Source organism: Sphingomonas molluscorum, assembly GCF_039522995.1.
GTDB classification, from domain to species: Bacteria; Pseudomonadota; Alphaproteobacteria; order Sphingomonadales; family Sphingomonadaceae; genus Sphingomonas; species Sphingomonas molluscorum.
The window spans coordinates 231,891-250,713 of sequence record NZ_BAAAEL010000001.1 but is presented as its reverse complement, the minus strand read 5'-3'; the positions used below and the strand labels follow the sequence as shown (position 1 = coordinate 250,713).

Below are 18,823 nucleotides of genomic sequence, written 5' to 3'. Positions count from 1 at the left end.
CTGATGCCAGGACACAACGCTGCCGCGCCCGGCGCCGTCGACCCACGTTTCCGCGCCGACGTGCTCGCCGGCCTTTCCATGCGCCCGCGCGCGATCCCGGCGCGCTGGTTCTACGACCGTTGCGGATCGGAGCTGTTCGAGGAAATCACCCGGCTGCCGGAATATTATCCGACCCGCACCGAAACCGCGCTGCTCCACCGGGCGGTGCCGGAGGTCGCAGGCCTGTGCGGGCCGGGTCGCGCGGTGGTGGAGTTCGGATCGGGCTCCTCTGCCAAGACGCCGATCCTGCTGGGCGGCATCGCCCCCGCGGCCTATGTGCCGATCGACATCTCCGGTGACTTCCTTCGCGACTCCGCCGCCGAGTTGCAGCAGGCATTCCCGACCTTGCCGGTCCTGCCGCTGGAGGCGGACTTCCTTCGCCTCGTGACACTGCCCGGCGCAGTCGACGGCAAGCCCAAGCTCGGCTTCTTTCCCGGCTCCACCATCGGCAACATGGAGCCTTATGCCGCGGTCGACCTGCTGCGGGCGATGCGCGGATCGCTGGGCGAGGGAGCACAGCTGCTGATCGGGATCGACCGGGTGAAGCCAGAGGCGGTGCTGGTTCCCGCCTATGACGACGCCCAAGGCGTCACCGCCGCCTTCAACTGCAACCTGCTCGAACGGATCAACCGCGAGCTGGAGGGGACGATCCCTGTCGCGCACTTCGTCCATCGGGCGGTGTGGAACGACGCCGCCTCGCGCATCGAGATGCATCTGGAAGCGACGCGCGACCTTCGCTTCACCGTGGCGGGCCAGCCGTTCGAGATCGGCGCGGGCGAGACGATCCACACCGAGAACAGCCACAAATATGGCGAACGCGGTGCCCGCGTGCTGCTGCGCGCTGGGGGCTGGACCCCGATCGGCGAATGGTCCGACGAGCAGGGCTGGTTCGCGCTGATCCTGGCCGAGGCGCAGCCGTTCGCGGCCGCGCCCTAGCGCCTCAGCGTACGACCCGCGCGCGCCATGTCGGCAGGTACACCTTGCTGCCGCGGCACTCCGGCATCTCCTCCTGTCGGGAGAGGCGGAAGCGGTTGCCGTCCCAGACGAACTCCTGGCGAATGCCGCAGTCGCCGAGCCCACGGCCGCGCGCGAAGCTGGTGAGCACCTCATTCTCGAAACTGCCGTCGACGACGTTCTGGATCGGCGAGCCGTCCTCGGACATGCCCGAGGGCGCATCGAACTGCGCCGGCGTGTGCTTGCCGGCGCGCACGGTGAACACCGCCATCATCAGATTATAGGCGCCCGACGAGCAGGGGAGCAGGACCAGCGTGCGATCGCCGAGCGACTTCGCCTGCGGCTCGCCGAGGTCGCGATCGGTTTCGCACCCCGCCTCACGCTTCATGGCGGCGACGCGCGCGGGATCGAGCAGCGCGGCTTCCCCCCGCGCCGGCGCGGCGCGGATCACCGGGAGTGCCGGGGCGGGGGCCGTGTCCGCTTTGCTTCCGCGCGCCACCAGTGCGCCGTCGGTGCCGGCGCGTCCCTGCCGTTCGTCCATCCAGCGAAGTGCGGCGGCGGCGCCCGACAGGCTGACCGTGCCGATCGCCTTTCCCGTGCCGTCCGAGGCAGCGAGCCGCCGTCCGTTGCCGAGCGCGGCGGCGATCCGTTCCGCATCGGTGCCGTCGAATTGCACCGCGCCATCGGCTGCCGTGCCGCCCTTGGCGAGTTGCGTCCCGTCAACCGAGATGGTGAGCGGCGGCAGGCGCTCCTCCTGTCCCGTGATATGCACCGTGGGCACCGCTCCCGGTCCCGCCGCACGGTCGAGGGTCAGCATCAGCGTCGGCTGGATCTCGTCTTCCGGCGCAAGCGCCACGGCCCGGCACGCAAGCCCATTGTCGCAGCCGACAATCCAGTCCCGGAACGTTCTGGTCTCGGCAGGCTTCGGGGAAGCGTGACTGTCCGCATCCGCCTGCTGCGGTGTCTGGGCAAGGGGCTGGGGCGCAGCGGCGGTCTGGGCCGGCTGGGCGTTGGCAGGCGCGGGATCGTTGTCGCAGCCGGCGAGAGGCAGGAGGAACAGGCAGGCGAGCAGGGAGAGGCGGTGCATGGGGCGACACTATCGCGCTGTGCCGGCCGTCGAAACCCGCTATTGCCCCCGTCAAAGACAGGAGGATGGATGATGCAGGCAGTCGGAGTGATCGGCGCAGGGCAGATGGGGGCGGGGATCGCCCAGGTGGCGGCGCAAGCCGGCTATCGCGTGCTGCTGTCGGACGTGTCGGTCGAGCGCGCCGAAGCAGGCAAGGCGGGGATCGCCAAGCAGCTTGCCCGCGCCGTCGAGAAGGAAAAGATCACCGCCGAAGATCGCGATGCGGCGCTCGGGCGCATCGAAGCGGTAGGCGACGTGGCCGCCATGGCGCCGTGCGACCTGGTCATCGAGGCCGCGACTGAGCGTGAGGCGATCAAGCGCGCGATCTTTGCCGAGGTGGGCAAGGTGCTGGGTCCCGATGCGATCCTGGCGAGCAACACCTCGTCGATCCCGATCACCCGCCTGGCCCAGGCATCGCCCGATCCCGCTCGCTTCATGGGCGTGCACTTCTTCAATCCCGTGCCGGTCATGGGGCTGATCGAACTCATCCGCGGGCTCGCGACCTCCGACGAGACGGTGGCGCGCGTGGAGGCGTTCGGCCAGTCGCTGGGCAAGCGCATCGTCCATGCGAACGACGCGCCCGGCTTCATCGTCAATCGCGTGCTGATGCCGATGCTGAACGAGGCATGCTTTGCGCTGGGTGAGGGCGTGGCGACGATCCCCGACATCGACGCCGCCTGCCAGCTGGGGCTGAACCACCCGATGGGGCCGTTCACGCTCGCCGACTTCATCGGCCTCGACACCTGCCTGGAGATCACCCGTGTGCTGTTCGAGGGGACGGGGGACCCCAAGTTCCGGCCCGCGCCGCTGCTGGTGAAGTATGTCGAAGCCGGCTGGTTTGGCCGCAAGACCAAGCGCGGCTTCTATGACTACACGGGCGCGGAGCCGGTGCCGACGCGGTAGGCGACTGGCGGGGTGAGGCTCCTGCTGGGCTGCCAACGCCACCCCAGCACTCCGTATCCCCGCGCAGGCGGGGATCCAGGGCCAAGCAGAGCAACGGCGGGCAGTCCCTGGAACCCTCGGCTCCCGCTTTCGCGGGAGCACGGAAAGGGAGCGCGAGGCGGATACGCCTGCCCCCCAGTGGTCGAGCGCATGCGGGGGCGCTAAAGGTCGTTCCCGGGACGAAATGATCGGCTGCGCGAAACGAATGCGCGGCTGTGGGGTTAGGAGAGGCATGCAAGTTTCGTCGGCGTCCGCGGCTCTGGTCGAGCCCCCATTTTCCCTGCTTCGTGATGCAAGCCTGTTCCTGGATTTCGACGGGACGCTGGTGGAACTGGCCCAGCGGCCGGACGGCGTCGCCGTCGACGAGGCGCTCCACACGCTGCTGCAACGCCTGGGCGAGCGGCTCGACGGGCGCGTGGCGATCGTCAGCGGGCGCTCGATCGCGCAGATCGACGACTTTCTCGGTCGTTCGCTCGGGCGGATCGCGGTCGTTGGCAGCCATGGCGCGGAGATCCGCCGCGCCGGCGGCGCGATCGTGCGGCCGGAGCGCCCTGCGGCACTGGAGACGGCCGAGGCTGCGTTCACCGAGCGGTTCGGGAACCGCCCCGGCGTGGTCATCGAGGTGAAGTCGCTGGGGGTCGCCATCCACTACCGCATGGCGCCCGAAGTGGAGGCGGAGGCCCAGGCGCTGGTGGAGGCCTTTGCCCGGCACGACGGGCTGGAGGTACAGCACGGCAAGATGATGGCCGAGCTGCGCATGGCCGGCCATGACAAGGGCACCGCGATCGCCGCGCTGCTGGAGGATGCACCGTTCCTTGGCCATGCGCCGATCTTTGTCGGCGACGACCTGACCGACGAGCCCGGCTTCGTGTTGTGCGCCCGTCATGGTGGTGCCGGCATCCTGATCGGCAGCCCGCGCGATACCGCGGCCCGGTTCCGGCTCGAGGACGTGTGGAGTCTGCGCCGCTGGCTGGAGGCGGCGGCTTGACGGCGACGCTCGATCTCTGGCCGATCGGCAACTGCCAGGTGTCCGCGCTGGTCGACCGGGCCGGCCGCTTCGTCTGGGGATGCGTCCCGCGTGTCGACGGCGAGCCGACCTTCTGCTCGCTGCTCGACGACCGGCCCCGAGGCGGCGAGGAGGGGTCGAGCGGCTTCTGGGACATCGACCTCGAAGGCTGCGTCGAGACCCGCCAGTCCTACGTCCGCAACACTCCGGTGCTGATCACGCGGCACAGCGACGCCGACGGCAACGCCATCGAGGTCGTCGACTTCGCGCCGCGCTTTCGCCGCAACGGGCGCATGTATCGGCCGGTGGCCTTCTGCCGCATCGTCCGGCCGGTGGCAGGATCGCCGCGGGTGCGCGTGCGGCTGCGCCCGGCGCGCGACTGGGGCGCGCAATCGCCCGAGCGGACGCGAGGCAGCAACCATATCCGCTACCTGCTGAACGACATGACGCTGCGGCTGTCGAGCAACGCGCCGATCGGCTGGATCGAGGAGGAGCGCCTGTTCCGGGTAGAGCGCCCGCTCTATTTCTTCCTGGGGCCGGACGAGAGCTTCGCGGCCGCGATCCCGACCGCGATCGATGCGATGCTCGACCGGACGGTGCGCGAATGGCGACACTGGGTGCGGGACCTCGCCACGCCGGCGGAGTGGCAGGACGCCGTGATCCGCGCGGCGATCACGCTGAAGCTGTGCCAGCACGAGGAGACCGGCGCCATCGTCGCGGCGCTCACCACTTCCATCCCCGAGCACGCGGGGTCGCAGCGCAACTGGGATTATCGCTTCTGCTGGATTCGCGATGCCTATTACACGGTGCAGGCGCTCAACCGCCTCGGCGCGCTCGACGTGCTGGAGGGCTATCTCGAGTATCTGCGCAACATCGTCGACAACGCCAAGGGCGGGCACATCCAGCCGCTCTATGGTGTGGGTGGCGAGGCGCAGCTTCCCGAGCGCATTGCGGAGAGTCTCCCCGGCTATCGCGGGATGGGCCCGGTCCGCGTCGGCAACCAGGCCTATGAGCAGGTTCAGCACGACGCCTATGGGCAGATCGTGCTGTCGAACGCCCAGGCCTTTTTCGACCAGCGGCTGTTCCGGATCGCCGGGCAGGGCGACTTCGAGGCGCTGGAGCCGGTAGGCGAGCGCGCCTGGGAGGCGTTCGACAAGCCCGACGCGGGGCTTTGGGAACTGCGCACGCGCAGCCACGTGCACACCTATTCGGCCGCGATGTGCTGGGCGGCATGCGACCGGCTGGCAAGCGTGGCGAAGCACCTGGGGCTCGCGGATCGTGCCGCCTTCTGGCGCGGCCGTGCGGACACGATGCGGCAGCGCATCGAGCAGGCGGCATGGCGGCCGGACACGAAGCGCATGTCGGCGACCTTCAGCGGCGACGATCTGGACGCGAGCCTGATCCAGCTGCTCGACCTGCGCTTCGTCGCGCCCGACGACCCGCGCTTCCGCGGCACGCTGGAGGCGGTGGAGGCGGGGCTGCGGCGCGGATCGCACATGCTGCGCTATGCGACCGAAGACGATTTCGGCCTGCCGCATACCGCCTTCAATGTCTGCACCTTCTGGCTCATCGAGGCATTGCACGCGACGGGGCGTGTCGAGGACGCGCGCGTCCTGCTGGAGGAGATGATCGAGCGGCGGACGCCGGCAGGACTTCTTTCGGAGGATATCGATCCAAGCACCGGGGAGCTGTGGGGCAATTACCCCCAGACCTATTCGCTGGTGGGGCTGATCAATTCGGCGATGCTGCTCAGCAAGCCGTGGACGGAGGTACGATGAGTCGCCTGATCGTGATTTCGAACCGCGTGCAGGCGCCGACCGCTGCCGACGCGGGGGGCGCACAGGGCGGCCTTGCGGTGGCGCTGACGGCGGCGCTGCGCGAGGAGCACGGCATCTGGTTCGGCTGGTCCGGCGAGACCGGGGAGGACCACAAGCTCCGGTTCGAGACCTATGAGGGCGTGACCTCCGCGGTCATGGACCTGTCCGAGCAGGACGTGGAGGAATATTACGACGGCTTCGCCAACCGCACGCTGTGGCCGCTGTTCCACTACCGGCTCGACCTCACCGAGTTCGAGCGCGACTTCCAGGGCGGCTATGAGCGGGTGAACCGGGTCTTCGGCCAGGCGATCGGCCCGCATATCGAGCCGGACGACGTGGTGTGGGTCCACGATTATCACATGATCCCGCTCGGCTGGGTGCTGCGCCAGCAGGGCGTGAAGAACCGCATGGGCTTCTTCCTCCACATCCCGTGGCCGCCGACCCGCCTCCTGGTCGCGCTTCCGCAGCATCGCCGGCTGGTCGAGTCGCTGTTCGCCTATGACGTCGTCGGTTTCCAGACGGAGGAGTGGCTCGAATCCTTCCGCCACTATGTCGTGACGGAAATGGGTGGCGTGCTCTCGGACGGCGACTGCGTGACCGTGGGCGGCCGCACGATCCGCGCGATCGCCTGCCCGATCGGCATCGACGCGGACGCCTTCATCAAGGCTGCCAATGGCCCCGTCGCCAAGGCGACCCAGCTGCGCATGCTCGAAAGCGCGGTGGGGCGCAGCATGATGGTGGGCGTCGACCGGCTGGACTATTCCAAGGGCCTCGCCGAGCGCTTCTCGGGCTATGAGCGGTTCCTTCAGAACCATGCGGATCGCCGCGCGCTGGTCTATCTGCTGCAGATCGCGCCGCCTTCGCGTACCGCGGTGCAGAGCTATCGCGACATTCGCGACAACCTCGACGCCATGTCGGGGCGCATCAACGGCGCCTATGCCGATATCGACTGGGTCCCAATCCGCTACGTCAACCAGGGCTATCCGCGCGACGTGCTGGCGGGGATCTACCGCGCGGCCCGCATCGGCCTCGTCACCCCGTTGCGCGACGGCATGAACCTGGTGGCCAAGGAGTTCGTGGCGGCGCAGGACCCGCACGACCCCGGCGTGCTGATCCTGTCACGCTTCGCGGGTGCGGCTGCGCAGATGCCGCAGGCGGTCCTCTGCAATCCCTACAGCGCCGAGGACGTGGCCGACGCCATCGACAAGGCGCTGCGCATGTCGCGCGAGGAGCGCATCGCCCGGTGGAAGCCGATGTTCGACAACGTCCGCAACGAGGACGTGCTGTGGTGGCGCCGCCGCTTCCTGGATACGCTGACCAACGCGCCTCTGTGCGAGCGGAACACGATCTAGGCCCGGCCGCTGCGCCCTGGGCTCAGGACAGCAGCAGCCCGGCGAGCGCCGCCGACATCAGGTTGGCTAGGCTTCCGGCCACCAGCGCGCGTACGCCCAGCTTGGCGATCATCGGGCGCTGATTGGGCGCCAGGCTGCCCGTCGCTGCCATCTGGATCGCGATGGAGCTGAAGTTCGCGAAGCCGCACAGCGCAAAGGTGACGATGGCGACGGTGCGCGGCGACAGCTGGTCGCGCAGGTTGCCGAGCTCGATGAACGAGACGAACTCGTTCAGCACGACCTTGCTGCCGAACAGGCCGCCGGCGATGCCCGCCTCGTGCCAGGGGATGTTGAGCAGGAACATCACCGGTTGGAACACGGTGCCGATGACCATCTGGAAGCTGAGTTCCGGATGGCCGAACCATCCGCCCACTGCGCCGAGAAGGCCGTTGGCGAGCGCCACCAGCGCAACGAAGGCGAGCACCATCGCCCCGACGGCGACGGCGATCTTGACGCCGATCTGCGCGCCCGTGGCCGCCGCCATGATCAGGTTGGCGGCCTTTTCCTCTTCGAGATTCACTTCCGCCGCGCGGATCGCGGCTTCCTCGTCCGCCTGCGCGTCCGCATCCTTTGCGGCGATCGGCGCGTCCGGCATGATGATCTTGGCCATCAGCAGCCCGCCGGGTGCCGCCATGAAGGAGGCGGCGAGCAGGAAGGGGAGCGACTGCGGGCCGAGGAAGGCGGCATAGGCCGCTAGGATCGTGCCGGCGACACCCGCCATGCCCACCGACATCACGGCGAACAGCTGCGATGGGGTGAGGGTGGCGAGATAGGGACGGATCACCAGCGGCGCTTCGCTCTGGCCGACGAAGATGTTGGCCGCGGCGCACAGCGACTCGACCTTGGAGACGCCGGTCACCTTTTCGATGCCGCCGCCGACCCAGCGGACGACGAACTGCATCACCCCGAGGTGGTAGAGGATCGAGACCAGCGCCGCGAAGAAGATGATGACCGGCAGCGCCGAGATGGCGAAGCTGTGGCCGCCCATCTCCGGCCGCGCGAGCGGGCCGAACACGAAGTCGGTGCCGGCCTGTGCATAGCCGAGCAGCGCGGAGACGCCGGCGGCGGCAGCCTGGATCAGGCGGCGGCCGAAGGGCACGTAGAGCACCAGCACGGCGATGCCGACCTGCAGTGCGAAGGCGGCGCCGACGACGCGCAGCCGGATGGCCCGGCGGTTCGTCGAGATTGCGAAGGCGATCGCAAGGATCACGACGATACCGGCCACGCCGATAAGAAAACGGTTCATTCCTGGTTCCGGCCCCGTGCCCGCTCGGCAGGCGTAGTGATGGTCACGTCGAGCTTCTGGCGCAGAAGCGCGGCGGGACTATGGCCAAGCGGCGCCCGCGGCAACAGTCCTTTCGTCGTGGGACGTTCCATTTCAGGCGGTTGCGCGCATTGACCGACACGGGAAAGCGTCTAGCGTCGCGCGGATGACTCCCCATCCTTCCACCGCGGTGCCGCGGTCGTTGTTCGTGTTCTCCATTTTCTACGGCGGCATGGTCTGCATCGCAGGCGTGCTCGGCAACAAGCAGGTCGCCGTCGGGCCGCTCGCCGTCGAAGCGGGTATCTTCGCCTTCCTGTTGCTCGTGACCGTCTCCAGCGCCGTCGCGGAACTGCACGGCCGTGCCATGGCCAATCGCCTGGTGCAGTTCGGCTTCGTGCCGCTGATCTTCTCCATCCTGCTGTTGCTCGCCGTGCTGACGGTGCCGGCCGCGCCCGAGATGGAGCCGGAGCGGCTCGCGGCATTCGAGTTGATGATGCGCGCGACCCCGCGCATCTGGGGGGCGGGCATCGTCGCTTATGGCGTGTCGCAGACGTTGAACGTCACCATCTTTGCCGCGATGCGTCGTGGTGCGGGCAAGTTCCTGTGGCTGCGGGCGGGCACCGCCAGCGCCCTGTCCCAGATCGTCGACACGCTGATCTTCATCACCATCGCCTTCTATGGCGCCTTCCCGATCGGCCAGCTGATCGTCGGCCAGATGATCGCCAAGGTGGTGCTGTCGATCGTGCTGGTCCCGCCGCTCATCTACTTCTTCGTCGCGCTCGGCCGCTGGCTGGACGGGCCGCGCGCGGAGCAGGCGGCATGAGCGACGACTATATCTATGACGAGGCGACCGGCGAGTGGATCAGCCCGGCCGACGCCGCCACTGCCGCCCCTGCGGAATCGCCGAACGGCGGCGTCGAGGTGCGGGATGCTGCGGGTAACCTGCTCGCCGACGGCGACAGCGTGACGCTGGTCAAGGACCTGAAGGTCAAGGGCGCGAACCAGACGCTGAAGCGCGGCACCGTCATCAAGTCGATCCGCCTGACCGGCGACGCGCAGGAGATCGACTGCCGCTATGAAGGCATCAAGGGCCTGGTCCTGCGCGCGGAGTTCGTGCGCAAGCGGTGAATATGCGGTACCCCGGCGGAGGCCGGGGCCCAGTTGGGATCGCGTCGGCGACGGCGCGCCATCTCTCGGGAGCCTCTGCAACTGGGCCCCGGCCGTCGCCGGGGTACGCGTGTGGGCCGGGCGCGGTAGCCGCATCCCTCAAAAACTTTGGATCGCGGCGCGCTTGGCGCTACAGGCGCGCGCATGACCGACCATTCCCCCGATCCCGCGATGCTCGCCAAGGCGGAGACGCTGACCGAAGCGCTGCCCTATCTCCAGCGCTACGCCGGCATGACCTTTGTCGTGAAATACGGCGGCCACGCGATGGGCGATCCCGAGCTGCAGCGCGACTTCGCCGAGGACGTGGTGCTGCTGAAGGCAGTCGGCATCAACCCGGTGGTGGTACACGGCGGCGGCCCGCAGATCGGCGCGATGCTCAAGCGCCTGGGCGTCGAAAGCCGCTTCGTCGACGGGCTGCGCGTGACCGACGCGGCCACGGCCGAGGTCGCGGAGATGGTGCTGGCCGGCAAGATCAACAAGGAAATCGTGTCCTGGATCGCTGCCGCCGGCGGGCGCGCGGTCGGTATCTCGGGCAAGGACGCCGGCCTCGTGCGCGCCGAAAAGGTGCAGCGGACCGAGCCCGACCGCAACTCGGGCATCGAGCGCCACGTCGACCTGGGCTTCGTCGGCGAGCCGGTGGCCGTCGACCCGACGCTGCTCAACAGCCTGGCGCGCGACGGCTTCATCCCGGTCGTGGCGCCGGTGGCGCTGGGGGCGGACGGGCACACCTATAACGTCAATGCGGACACCATGGCGGGTGCGATCGCGGGTGCGCTGGGGGCCGCCCGCTTCTTCCTGCTGACCGACGTTCCGGGCGTGATGGACAAGTCGGGCGAGTTGCTGACCGACCTTCAGCCCAAGGACATCGCCGCCTTGAAGGAAGACGGCACGATCCGGGGCGGCATGATCCCCAAGGTCGAGACCTGCGTCGCCGCCGTCGGCGCCGGCGTAGACGCGGCGGTGATCCTGGACGGCCGTATCCCGCACGGGCTGCTGCTGGAGATCTTCACGCGCCAGGGCGCAGGTACGCTGGTCCGCGCCTGACACGCACCGCTTCCGCATCCGGGCAGCGGGCGCTTGTCCGCTGCCGTCCGGGTAGGGTATCGCTGCCCAAGACCGTTTCGGAGCCGCACCGTTGAACGTCCTGATTCAAATCATCGACTACCTGCTCAACGTCCTGTGGTGGGTGATCTTCGTCCAGTTCGTGTTGTCGATCCTGATCGCCTTCAACGTCATCAACACGCACAGCGACTTCGTGCGCAGCGTGTGGCGGGCGCTGAACGTCATCACTGAGCCGATCTATCGCCCGTTCCGCCGGATCCTGCCGGACCTGGGCGCGATCGACCTCGCGCCGATGGCGGTGCTGGTGACCATGGGCATCCTGCAGACGATCGTGCTGCCGGCGCTGTACCGGGCGACGCTGCCCTACGCGATCTGATGCGGGGCGGGGCGGCCTGGTCGCCCGACAAGCACGGCATCCGCATCGCCGTCCGGGTGACCCCGCGTTCCTCGCGTGAAGCGTTCGGGGGCAGCGATGCCGAGCATTTCGCCGCCCGCCTGACGGCGCCCCCGGTCGAGGGGGCGGCCAACGCCGCCCTGGTGCAGCTCGTGGCGCGCAGCTTCGGCGTCCCCAAGCGCGCGGTGACGCTGGTCGCCGGCGACACGGCGCGGGTGAAGCGGTTGCTGGTGGAAGGCGACACCACAGCGCTGGAACAGATGGCCGCGAGCCTCTATGCGACCAAGGCATGAGCGCTGACATCATTGACGGGAAGGCCTTCGCGGCCGAGTTGCGGGGCCGGGTAGGCGAGGCCGCAGGAGCATTTGCCACGGCCGCCGGCCGCCCTGCGGGACTTGCGGTGGTGCTGGTGGGCGAGGATCCGGCCTCGGCGGTCTACGTCCGCTCCAAGGGCAAGGCGACGGTCGCCGCCGGCATGGCGAGTTTCGAGCACCGCCTGCCGGCCGACACGGACCAGGCGACGCTGGAGGCGCTGGTCGACCAGCTCAACGCCGATCCTGCCGTCGATGGCATCCTGGTGCAGCTGCCGCTGCCGCGCCACCTGGATGCCGACGCGGTGCTGCTGCGCATCGACCCGGACAAGGACGTCGACGGCTTTCACCCGGTCAACGCGGGTCGCCTCGCCTCGGGCCTGCCGGGGTTCGTGCCGTGCACGCCGCTCGGCTGCCTGATGCTGCTGCGCGACCGGCTGGGCGACTTGTCGGGGCTGGAAGCCCTGGTGATCGGCCGCTCCAACATCGTGGGCAAGCCGATGGCGGCGCTGCTGACCGCCGACAGCGCCACCGTCACGCTGGCGCATTCGCGCACCCGGGACCTGCCGGGCCATGTCGGGCGCGCCGACATCGTCGTGGCGGCGGTGGGCCGTCCGAACTTCGTCCGCGGCGAGTGGCTGAAGCCCGGTGCGACCGTGATCGACGTGGGCATCAACCGCGTCGAGGGCGGGCTGGTCGGCGACGTCGACTTCGCCTCCGCAGTCGAAGTGGCCGGGGCGATCACGCCGGTGCCGGGCGGGGTGGGGCCGATGACCATCGCCGTCCTGTTGCGCAACACGCTGGTGGCGGCGCACCGCCGCGCGGGCGTGCCGCTCGACGAAGCCACGCTCTAAGATCGCAAAGGGCCTACCGTGCTCGAGCTGTTCATCTCCGCCCTGATCACCTTCTTCGTGGTGATCGATCCCCCCGGCTGCGCCCCGATCTATGCGGGACTGACGGCGGGGGCGAGCGGGGTGCAGCGCCGCAGCATGGCGATCCGCGCGGTACTGACGGCGGCCGCGATCCTGCTGGTGTTCGCGCTGTTCGGGCGCGGGCTGCTCCATGCGCTCGGCATCAGCCTCGACAGCTTCCGCATCGCCGGCGGCATCATGCTGTTCCTGATCGCGCTGGAGATGGTGTTCGAAAAGCGCACCCAGCGCCGCGAGGACCGCGCCGCCAAGATCATCGAGACGCACGAGGTGGAGGACGTCTCCATCTTCCCGATGGCGATGCCGATGATCGCGGGACCGGGCTCGATCGCCAGCGTGATGCTGCTGATGGGGCAGACCGACGGCACCTCCGCCAAGCTGGTGGTGCTCGCCGCCCTGGCGAGCAACCTCCTGCTGATGCTCGTCGCGCTCCTCGCCGCCGCCCCGCTGATGCGCCTGCTGGGCGCCAAGATCGAAGCGGTGATCACCCGCGTGCTGGGCGTGCTGCTGGCAGCACTCGCCTCGCAGTTCGTGATCGACGGCCTGCGGGCGAGCTTCTTGTAAGGTGAGGGGGCTTCGCGTCCGCCAAGCCTCATCCGGACAGTAAACGCACCGGTAAGGTGCATTTGTTGCGGGAGGGCTACACCCGCGAAAGAAAAGTACGCGGCTCGCCGCCCTGTCCTTTACAAATCTTAGCCCTGGGTCGCATTGCTACTCCACCGGCTTCCGTGCCGGGGGGAAGCGATCCGCTGCGTAGCGGGCGAAAAAGGGACAGTATCTTGATCAAATCCTCGATGTTGCGTGGAACCACCGCGCTGACCGCGCTCGTGCTGGTTGGCATGGGCGTTTCCGCGCCGGCGTTCGCCCAGACGGCGGACGAGCAGGCGACCGCCACCGCAGATCAGGCGCAGACGCCTGGGGCTCGCGAGGCCGCGACCGACACCGACACGACCGGTCAGGAGATCGTCGTCACCGGGTCGATGTTCCGCCAGGCCGTCACCCCGTCGCCCGTCACCGTCGTCTCGACCGAGAACCTCGAGCAGCGCGGCATCCAGACCGTCCAGGAAGGCATCCAGCGGCTGGCGGCCAACAACGGCCCGGCGCTCACCAACTCGTTCAGCGCGAACGGTGCGTTCGCAGGCGGCGCTTCCGCCGTGTCGCTGCGCGGTCTTTCCAGCAGCTCGACGCTGGTGCTGTTCGACGGCCTGCGTGCGGCCTATTTCCCGCTCGCCGATGACGCGACCCGCAACTTCGTCGACCTGAACACTATTCCGGACGACATCGTCGAGCGCGTCGAAGTGCTGCGCGACGGCGCATCGTCGAGCTACGGTGCTGACGCGATCGCGGGCGTGGTGAACATCATCACCAAGCGCAGCTTTCGCGGCGTCGCAGCCCGCGCCGAGGCCGGCATTTCCGAGGACGGCATCGCGCCGACCCAGCGCCTGTCGCTGACCGCCGGTACCGGCGACCTCGATAACGACGGCTACAACGCGTACATCAGCGGCTTCTACTACCGCGCGGGCGAGGTCTATAACCGCGACCTGCCCTATCCGTTCAACTCCTCCGACCAGACCGGCATCGGCGGCCCGAACGACACGATCAATCCGGACACCTGGGGCGTCACCAACGCCGGTTCCAACCTGTACGTTCGTCCGACCGGCAGCACCCAGTATTCGCTGCTCTCCGGCGGCTGCGCCAATGGTAACGCCGTGTCGACCGGTGCGCCGGCAACCGGCGTGGTGCCCGGCACCATCTGCAGCCAGGACAACATCAACCAGTATGGCGTGGTCGCGCCGAAGGTTGAGCGCTTCGGCGGTTCGGCCAAGTTCACCGCGATGGTCGGCGACAGCTCCGAAGCCTACGCGCAGTTCAACTTCCAGCAGACCACCAGCAGCTATGACGGCACGCCGTCGCAGATCTATGCGAACGCTCCGGCCGGCATCTACTTCCAGCCGTTCTCGACCCGCTCGAACGCTGCGTCCTATGCACCGGGCTCGGGTCCGCTGACGCTGCCGGTGACCCTGACCGACGGTTCGCTCAACCCGAACAACCCGTTTGCGGCAGCCGGCCAGACCGCACAGCTCGTCGGCTGGCTCCCGAACTCCATCGAGCGTGACGAGACCCGCAGCCGCGTCTATCGCGCCGCTGCTGGTATTCACGGCACCGTGTTCGGTGACTGGGACTATCGCGTCGACCTGACCGCGATGCACACGGACCTGCGTCGTCGCCAGAACGGCTACGTCTACATCCAGCACCTGCTCGATGTGATCGCGGACGGATCGTACAACTTCATCAATCCGTCGGCGAACAGCCAGAGCGTCACCGACTATCTGATGCCGGAGAACATCACCGACGCCTCGTCGGACCTCTACCAGGCACAGTTCTCGGTCAACAAGGCCGTGACCCAGCTGCCGGGCGGCGACCTGGAAGTCGGCTTCGGCGGCTCGATCTACTATGAGGCCGTGGACGCGCCGAGCGCGAACTCGGACATCAATGGTCCGACCGAGCGCTATTTCCGCCTCAACGCCTTCGGCACCGAGGGCAACCGCACCGTCACCTCGGCATTCGGCGAAATCAACGCGCCGGTGCTCGATCAGCTGACCCTCAACGCCTCGGGTCGCTTCGACCACTATTCGACCGGCCAGAGCAACTTCTCGCCCAAGCTCGGCGCGAAGTTCACGCCGATCGAGCAGCTGACGGTGCGTGGTACCTGGTCGCGTGGCTACCGCATCCCGAGCTTCGCGGAAGCAAACGCACTGCCGACCACCGGCTATGTGACCAACTCGCCGAACCTGTTCACCGACGCGTTCCTGGCGCAGTATTCGACTCCGGGTGCGGTGTGCTCGAAGGACACCTTCAGCAGCTGCCCGACCTACATCCGTTCGGGCAGCTATGGTTCGACGACGCTCGCGTCGCCGGATCTGAAGCCGGAGAAGTCGCGCAGCTTCACGGCCGGCGTGGTGTTCGAGCCGTTCCACAACGTCGCGTTCACGGTCGACTACTTCAACATCAAGAAGACCAACGCGATCACGTCGCTCACCGCCGGTGACGCGCTGCAGGCATACTACGCCGGCCAGCCGGTGGACCCGGCCTTCACGATCACTCCGGACGCTCCGGACGCGGCCTTCCCGAACGCCACGCCGCGCGTGCTCTACGTCGCGTCGGCGCTGGTCAACGCCAACACGATCAAGTCGGAAGGCATCGACTTCGGCATCAACAGCCGCGTGCAGTTCGGTGACGTGACCTGGGTGAGCAACCTGGATGCGACGCTGCAGCTGGAACTGAGCACCACCTTCCCGGATGGTCGCAAGGAAAGCTATGTCGATACGCTCGGCAACTACAACCTGACGGCCGGTTCGGGCACGTTCCGCTGGCGCGGCAACTGGCAGAACACCCTGCTGGTGGGTCCGTACTCGCTGACCGCGACTGCGAATTACACCTCGGGCTATGACCTGTCGGCAGAGGACCAGGGTGGCGAAGCAGGCGACTGCAGCCTGGCACCGAGCCCGAACTACACGGGCTGCCGCGTGAAGAGCTACTTCACGCTGGACCTGAACGGCACCGTCAAGGTCAGCGACAACATGACCTTCTACGTGAACGTGCTGAACGTGTTCGATCGTCTGCCCGACGTCGATCCGGTCACCTACGGCGCGTGGCTGTACAACCCGGTCCAGGCCGGCGAGAACATCTACGGCCGCCGCTTCCTGGCGGGTGCGCGCGTCAACTTCTAAGTCGACGGACGCTGAAAAAAGAAGGGGCGGCTCCGAAGGGAGCCGCCCCTTTTCGTTTGGGCAGAAGCGCCGCCCCTCAGTCGACCGTCAGCCGCAGCGCGCCTTCGCCTTCGTCGACGGTCACGGTCGAGCCATCGCGAACCTCGCCTTTTAGGATGAGGTCGGCGAGAGGGTCCTGCAGGTAGCGCTGGACAGCGCGCTTCAGCGGCCGCGCGCCGTAGACGGGGTCGTAGCCCACCCGGCCCAGCCAGTCGCGGGCGCCGTCCGTCAGGTGGATCGTGATCTTGCGATCCGCCAGCAGCTTCGCCACGCGGCCGACCTGGATGTCGACGATCGGCGCCATGTGGGCGCTGCCCAGCCGGTGGAACAGGATGATCTCGTCCAGCCGGTTGAGGAATTCCGGGCGGAAGTGCGCGCGCACCACGTCCATCACCTGCGGCTCGACATCCTCGACCGACTGGCCCTCGGCAAGGTTGGTCAGATACTGGCTGCCGAGATTCGAGGTCAGGATGATGATCGTGTTCGAGAAGTCGACCGTGCGGCCCTGGCCGTCGGTCAGGCGCCCGTCGTCGAGCACCTGGAGGAGCACGTTGAACACGTCGCCGTGTGCCTTTTCCACCTCGTCGAACAGCACGACCTGATAGGGCCGGCGCCGCACCGCTTCGGTGAGCACGCCGCCTTCCTCATAGCCGACATAGCCCGGAGGGGCGCCGATCAGCCGCGCGACCGCGTGCTTCTCCATGAACTCGCTCATGTCGATGCGCACCATCGCGTTGGGATCGTCGAACAGGAATTCGGCGAGGGCCTTGGTCAGCTCGGTCTTGCCGACGCCCGTCGGCCCCAGGAACAGGAACGAGCCGAGTGGGCGGTTCGGATCCTGTAGCCCCGCACGGCTGCGACGGACGGCGGTGGAGACCGCGCGCACGGCTTCGGATTGGCCGATCACGCGCTTGCCGAGCTGCTCCTCCATGTGGAGCAGCTTTTCGCGCTGGCCTTCCTGCATGCGGTCGACCGGAATGCCGGTCCAGCGGCTGACCACCGCGGCGATATCGTCGGCGGTGACCTCCTCGCGCAGCATGGCGCCCTTGGTCTGGCTCTGCGCTTCCTCCAGCTGGCGGGTGAGCGCGGGGATGCGGCCGTAGGAGAGTTCGCCGGCGCGGGCGAGGTCGCCCTGGCGCTGCGCCTGCTCCAGCTCGACGCGGGCGGCGTCGAGCTGTTCCTTCAGCTTCGCCTCGGCCCCGATCTTGTCCTTTTCGCCCTGCCAGCGGGTGGTGAGCTCGGCCGACTGCTGCTCGAGGTTGGCGAGTTCCTCTTCCAGATTGGCGAGCCGGTCCTGCGAGGCGGCATCGCTCTCCCGCCGCAGCGCCTCCCGCTCGATCTTGAGCTGGATGATGCGGCGGTCGAGGGTCTCGATCTCCTCGGGCTTGGACTCCACCTCCATGCGGATGCGCGAGGCGGCCTCGTCCATCAGGTCGATCGCCTTGTCGGGCAGGAAGCGGTCGGTGATGTAGCGGTTCGACAGGGTCGCCGCGGACACCAGCGCGCCGTCGGTGATGCGCACGCCGTGGTGCAGCTCGTACTTTTCCTTCAGGCCGCGCAGGATCGAGATGGTGTCCTCGACCGTCGGCTCGCCCACGAACACGGGCTGGAAGCGCCGTTGGAGCGCGGGGTCCTTTTCGACGTACTTGCGATACTCGTCGAGCGTGGTCGCGCCGATGCAGTGGAGCTCACCGCGGGCGAGCGCGGGCTTCAGGAGGTTGCCGGCGTCCATCGCGCCTTCCGACTTGCCCGCGCCGATCAGCGTGTGCATCTCGTCGATGAAGAGGATGATCTGGCCTTCGGCGCCTTTCACCTCGTCGAGCACGCCCTTCAGCCGCTCCTCGAACTCGCCGCGATACTTCGCGCCGGCGATCAGGCTGCCCATGTCGAGCGCCATCAGCGTGCGGTCCTTGAGCGTGTCGGGCACGTCGCCATTGGCGATGCGCAGCGCCAGGCCCTCGGCGATTGCGGTCTTGCCGACGCCGGGCTCGCCGATCAGGACGGGATTGTTCTTGGTGCGGCGGGCGAGGATCTGGATCGTGCGGCGGATTTCCTCGTCGCGACCGATGACCGGATCGAGCTTGCCGGCGTGCGCCGCCTCCGTCAGGTCGCGCGCGAACTTCTTGAGCGCGTCATAGCGGTCCTCGGCGGTCGCGGTGTCGGCGGTGCGGCCGCCGCGCAGATCGTTGATCGCGGTGTTGAGCGCTTCCGCGCGCACCCCGGCGGCGGCAAGCGCCTTGCCCGCGGCGGTGTTGGGGGAAAGCGCAAGGGCGAGCAGCAGCCGCTCGACGGTGACATAGCTGTCGCCGGCTTTCTGGGCGACCTGCTCGGCCTGGTCGAGCACGCGCACTGCATCGTTGTCGAGCCCGGGCGTCTGCTGCGCGCCACTGCCCGACACGGCGGGGATTTTCGCCAGTGCCGCGTCCGTGTCCGCCACGGCCCGCCGCGGGTCGCCCCCGGCGCGCTCGATCAGCCCGGCGGCCATGCCCTGGTCGTCCTCGAGCAGCGCCTTCAGCAGATGCTCGGGCGCGATGCGCTGGTGGTTGAGCCGGATGGCGACGGTTTGCGCCGCCTGGAGAAAGCCCTTCGCGCGGTCCGTGAATTTCTCTAGGTTCATGACAAATCCCTGTTATCTTCGGGAACCAAGGTGG

At 68.2% G+C, this 18,823-nt stretch carries 17 protein-coding genes; 13 read left to right on the top strand and 4 right to left on the bottom strand.

Annotation, left to right across the window (positions count from 1 at the left end; genetic code table 11):
- The first annotated feature begins 3 nt into the window (after window positions 1-3).
- Entirely contained in the window at window positions 4-975 is a 972-nt protein-coding gene (gene egtD / locus ABDZ92_RS01270; RefSeq protein WP_125961663.1) for an L-histidine N(alpha)-methyltransferase, read from the top strand.
- 4 nt (window positions 976-979) lie between these two features.
- On the opposite strand, the gene ABDZ92_RS01265 is transcribed toward egtD, so the two are convergent.
- Window positions 980-2,080 carry a DUF1176 domain-containing protein gene (locus ABDZ92_RS01265; protein WP_125961662.1) on the bottom strand — a complete coding sequence of 367 codons (1,101 nt, stop codon included), beginning with the start codon at window positions 2,078-2,080 and terminating at the stop codon, window positions 980-982.
- A gap of 72 nt (window positions 2,081-2,152) precedes the next feature.
- Between ABDZ92_RS01265 and ABDZ92_RS01260 the strand changes: the two genes are divergently transcribed.
- From ABDZ92_RS01260 to ABDZ92_RS01245, 4 genes are all read left to right on the top strand, one after another.
- On the top strand, window positions 2,153-3,022 hold the full coding sequence (locus ABDZ92_RS01260; protein WP_125961729.1) for a 3-hydroxybutyryl-CoA dehydrogenase: 870 nt from the start codon (window positions 2,153-2,155) through the stop codon (window positions 3,020-3,022).
- A 271-nt stretch (window positions 3,023-3,293) separates the two neighbouring features.
- Window positions 3,294-4,049: a trehalose-phosphatase gene (otsB, locus tag ABDZ92_RS01255; protein WP_164521321.1), complete on the top strand. Its 756-nt coding sequence runs from the start codon at window positions 3,294-3,296 to the stop codon at window positions 4,047-4,049.
- Entirely contained in the window at window positions 4,046-5,845 is a 1,800-nt protein-coding gene (locus ABDZ92_RS01250; RefSeq protein WP_125961661.1) for a glycoside hydrolase family 15 protein, read from the top strand. The genes otsB and ABDZ92_RS01250 overlap by 4 nt, the downstream gene beginning before the upstream one ends.
- Window positions 5,842-7,236 (top strand): alpha,alpha-trehalose-phosphate synthase (UDP-forming), encoded by a 1,395-nt coding sequence (locus tag ABDZ92_RS01245; protein ID WP_125961660.1) that lies wholly within the window; start codon window positions 5,842-5,844, stop codon window positions 7,234-7,236. Before ABDZ92_RS01250 ends, ABDZ92_RS01245 begins: the two co-directional genes overlap by 4 nt.
- Before the next feature lie 22 nt (window positions 7,237-7,258).
- Here ABDZ92_RS01245 and ABDZ92_RS01240 read toward each other — a convergent pair whose 3' ends face one another.
- Together ABDZ92_RS01240 and ABDZ92_RS01235 are read right to left on the bottom strand one after the other, a co-directional pair.
- Window positions 7,259-8,521, bottom strand: a complete 1,263-nt coding sequence (locus tag ABDZ92_RS01240; protein WP_125961659.1) for a NupC/NupG family nucleoside CNT transporter — start codon at window positions 8,519-8,521, stop codon at window positions 7,259-7,261.
- Window positions 8,518-8,652 (bottom strand): hypothetical protein, encoded by a 135-nt coding sequence (locus tag ABDZ92_RS01235; RefSeq protein WP_272695210.1) that lies wholly within the window; start codon window positions 8,650-8,652, stop codon window positions 8,518-8,520. The genes ABDZ92_RS01240 and ABDZ92_RS01235 overlap by 4 nt, the downstream gene beginning before the upstream one ends.
- Before the next feature lie 53 nt (window positions 8,653-8,705).
- On the opposite strand from ABDZ92_RS01235, the gene ABDZ92_RS01230 reads away from it, so the two are divergent.
- From ABDZ92_RS01230 to ABDZ92_RS01195, 8 genes are all read left to right on the top strand, one after another.
- Window positions 8,706-9,362, top strand: coding sequence for a queuosine precursor transporter (locus tag ABDZ92_RS01230; RefSeq protein ID WP_125961658.1), 657 nt, complete (start codon window positions 8,706-8,708; stop codon window positions 9,360-9,362).
- The gene (locus ABDZ92_RS01225; protein ID WP_125961657.1) at window positions 9,359-9,667 is read left to right on the top strand and encodes an alkylphosphonate utilization protein; all 309 of its coding nucleotides are present in this window, start codon (window positions 9,359-9,361) and stop codon (window positions 9,665-9,667) included. The genes ABDZ92_RS01230 and ABDZ92_RS01225 overlap by 4 nt, the downstream gene beginning before the upstream one ends.
- Before the next feature lie 183 nt (window positions 9,668-9,850).
- On the top strand, window positions 9,851-10,750 hold the full coding sequence (argB, locus tag ABDZ92_RS01220; RefSeq protein ID WP_125961656.1) for an acetylglutamate kinase: 900 nt from the start codon (window positions 9,851-9,853) through the stop codon (window positions 10,748-10,750).
- Window positions 10,751-10,841: 91 nt separating this feature from the next.
- Window positions 10,842-11,144, top strand: coding sequence for a YggT family protein (locus ABDZ92_RS01215; RefSeq protein ID WP_125961655.1), 303 nt, complete (start codon window positions 10,842-10,844; stop codon window positions 11,142-11,144).
- Window positions 11,144-11,455 (top strand): DUF167 domain-containing protein, encoded by a 312-nt coding sequence (locus tag ABDZ92_RS01210; protein ID WP_125961654.1) that lies wholly within the window; start codon window positions 11,144-11,146, stop codon window positions 11,453-11,455. The genes ABDZ92_RS01215 and ABDZ92_RS01210 overlap by 1 nt, the downstream gene beginning before the upstream one ends.
- Window positions 11,452-12,327, top strand: coding sequence for a bifunctional methylenetetrahydrofolate dehydrogenase/methenyltetrahydrofolate cyclohydrolase FolD (gene folD / locus ABDZ92_RS01205; RefSeq protein ID WP_125961653.1), 876 nt, complete (start codon window positions 11,452-11,454; stop codon window positions 12,325-12,327). The genes ABDZ92_RS01210 and folD overlap by 4 nt, the downstream gene beginning before the upstream one ends.
- A gap of 18 nt (window positions 12,328-12,345) precedes the next feature.
- On the top strand, window positions 12,346-12,966 hold the full coding sequence (locus ABDZ92_RS01200; RefSeq protein WP_125961652.1) for a MarC family protein: 621 nt from the start codon (window positions 12,346-12,348) through the stop codon (window positions 12,964-12,966).
- A gap of 230 nt (window positions 12,967-13,196) precedes the next feature.
- The gene (locus tag ABDZ92_RS01195; protein ID WP_125961727.1) at window positions 13,197-16,133 is read left to right on the top strand and encodes a TonB-dependent receptor domain-containing protein; all 2,937 of its coding nucleotides are present in this window, start codon (window positions 13,197-13,199) and stop codon (window positions 16,131-16,133) included.
- Window positions 16,134-16,209: 76 nt separating this feature from the next.
- On the opposite strand, the gene clpB is transcribed toward ABDZ92_RS01195, so the two are convergent.
- The gene (clpB, locus tag ABDZ92_RS01190) at window positions 16,210-18,789 is read right to left on the bottom strand and encodes an ATP-dependent chaperone ClpB (RefSeq protein WP_125961651.1); all 2,580 of its coding nucleotides are present in this window, start codon (window positions 18,787-18,789) and stop codon (window positions 16,210-16,212) included.
- Window positions 18,790-18,823: the final 34 nt, after the last annotated feature.

What these genes read in the sequence shown, in the direction of transcription:
- egtD (WP_125961663.1), top strand. Translation starts at nt 4, where the DNA reads ATGCCAGGACACAACGCTGCCGCGCCCGGCGCCGTCGACCCACGTTTC.
- ABDZ92_RS01265 (WP_125961662.1), bottom strand. Translation starts at nt 2,080, where the DNA reads ATGCACCGCCTCTCCCTGCTCGCCTGCCTGTTCCTCCTGCCTCTCGCC.
- ABDZ92_RS01260 (WP_125961729.1), top strand. Translation starts at nt 2,153, where the DNA reads ATGCAGGCAGTCGGAGTGATCGGCGCAGGGCAGATGGGGGCGGGGATC.
- otsB (WP_164521321.1), top strand. Translation starts at nt 3,294, where the DNA reads ATGCAAGTTTCGTCGGCGTCCGCGGCTCTGGTCGAGCCCCCATTTTCC.
- ABDZ92_RS01245 (WP_125961660.1), top strand. Translation starts at nt 5,842, where the DNA reads ATGAGTCGCCTGATCGTGATTTCGAACCGCGTGCAGGCGCCGACCGCT.
- ABDZ92_RS01240 (WP_125961659.1), bottom strand. Translation starts at nt 8,521, where the DNA reads ATGAACCGTTTTCTTATCGGCGTGGCCGGTATCGTCGTGATCCTTGCG.
- ABDZ92_RS01235 (WP_272695210.1), bottom strand. Translation starts at nt 8,652, where the DNA reads ATGGAACGTCCCACGACGAAAGGACTGTTGCCGCGGGCGCCGCTTGGC.
- ABDZ92_RS01230 (WP_125961658.1), top strand. Translation starts at nt 8,706, where the DNA reads ATGACTCCCCATCCTTCCACCGCGGTGCCGCGGTCGTTGTTCGTGTTC.
- ABDZ92_RS01225 (WP_125961657.1), top strand. Translation starts at nt 9,359, where the DNA reads ATGAGCGACGACTATATCTATGACGAGGCGACCGGCGAGTGGATCAGC.
- argB (WP_125961656.1), top strand. Translation starts at nt 9,851, where the DNA reads ATGACCGACCATTCCCCCGATCCCGCGATGCTCGCCAAGGCGGAGACG.
- ABDZ92_RS01210 (WP_125961654.1), top strand. Translation starts at nt 11,144, where the DNA reads ATGCGGGGCGGGGCGGCCTGGTCGCCCGACAAGCACGGCATCCGCATC.
- folD (WP_125961653.1), top strand. Translation starts at nt 11,452, where the DNA reads ATGAGCGCTGACATCATTGACGGGAAGGCCTTCGCGGCCGAGTTGCGG.
- ABDZ92_RS01195 (WP_125961727.1), top strand. Translation starts at nt 13,197, where the DNA reads ATGTTGCGTGGAACCACCGCGCTGACCGCGCTCGTGCTGGTTGGCATG.
- clpB (WP_125961651.1), bottom strand. Translation starts at nt 18,789, where the DNA reads ATGAACCTAGAGAAATTCACGGACCGCGCGAAGGGCTTTCTCCAGGCG.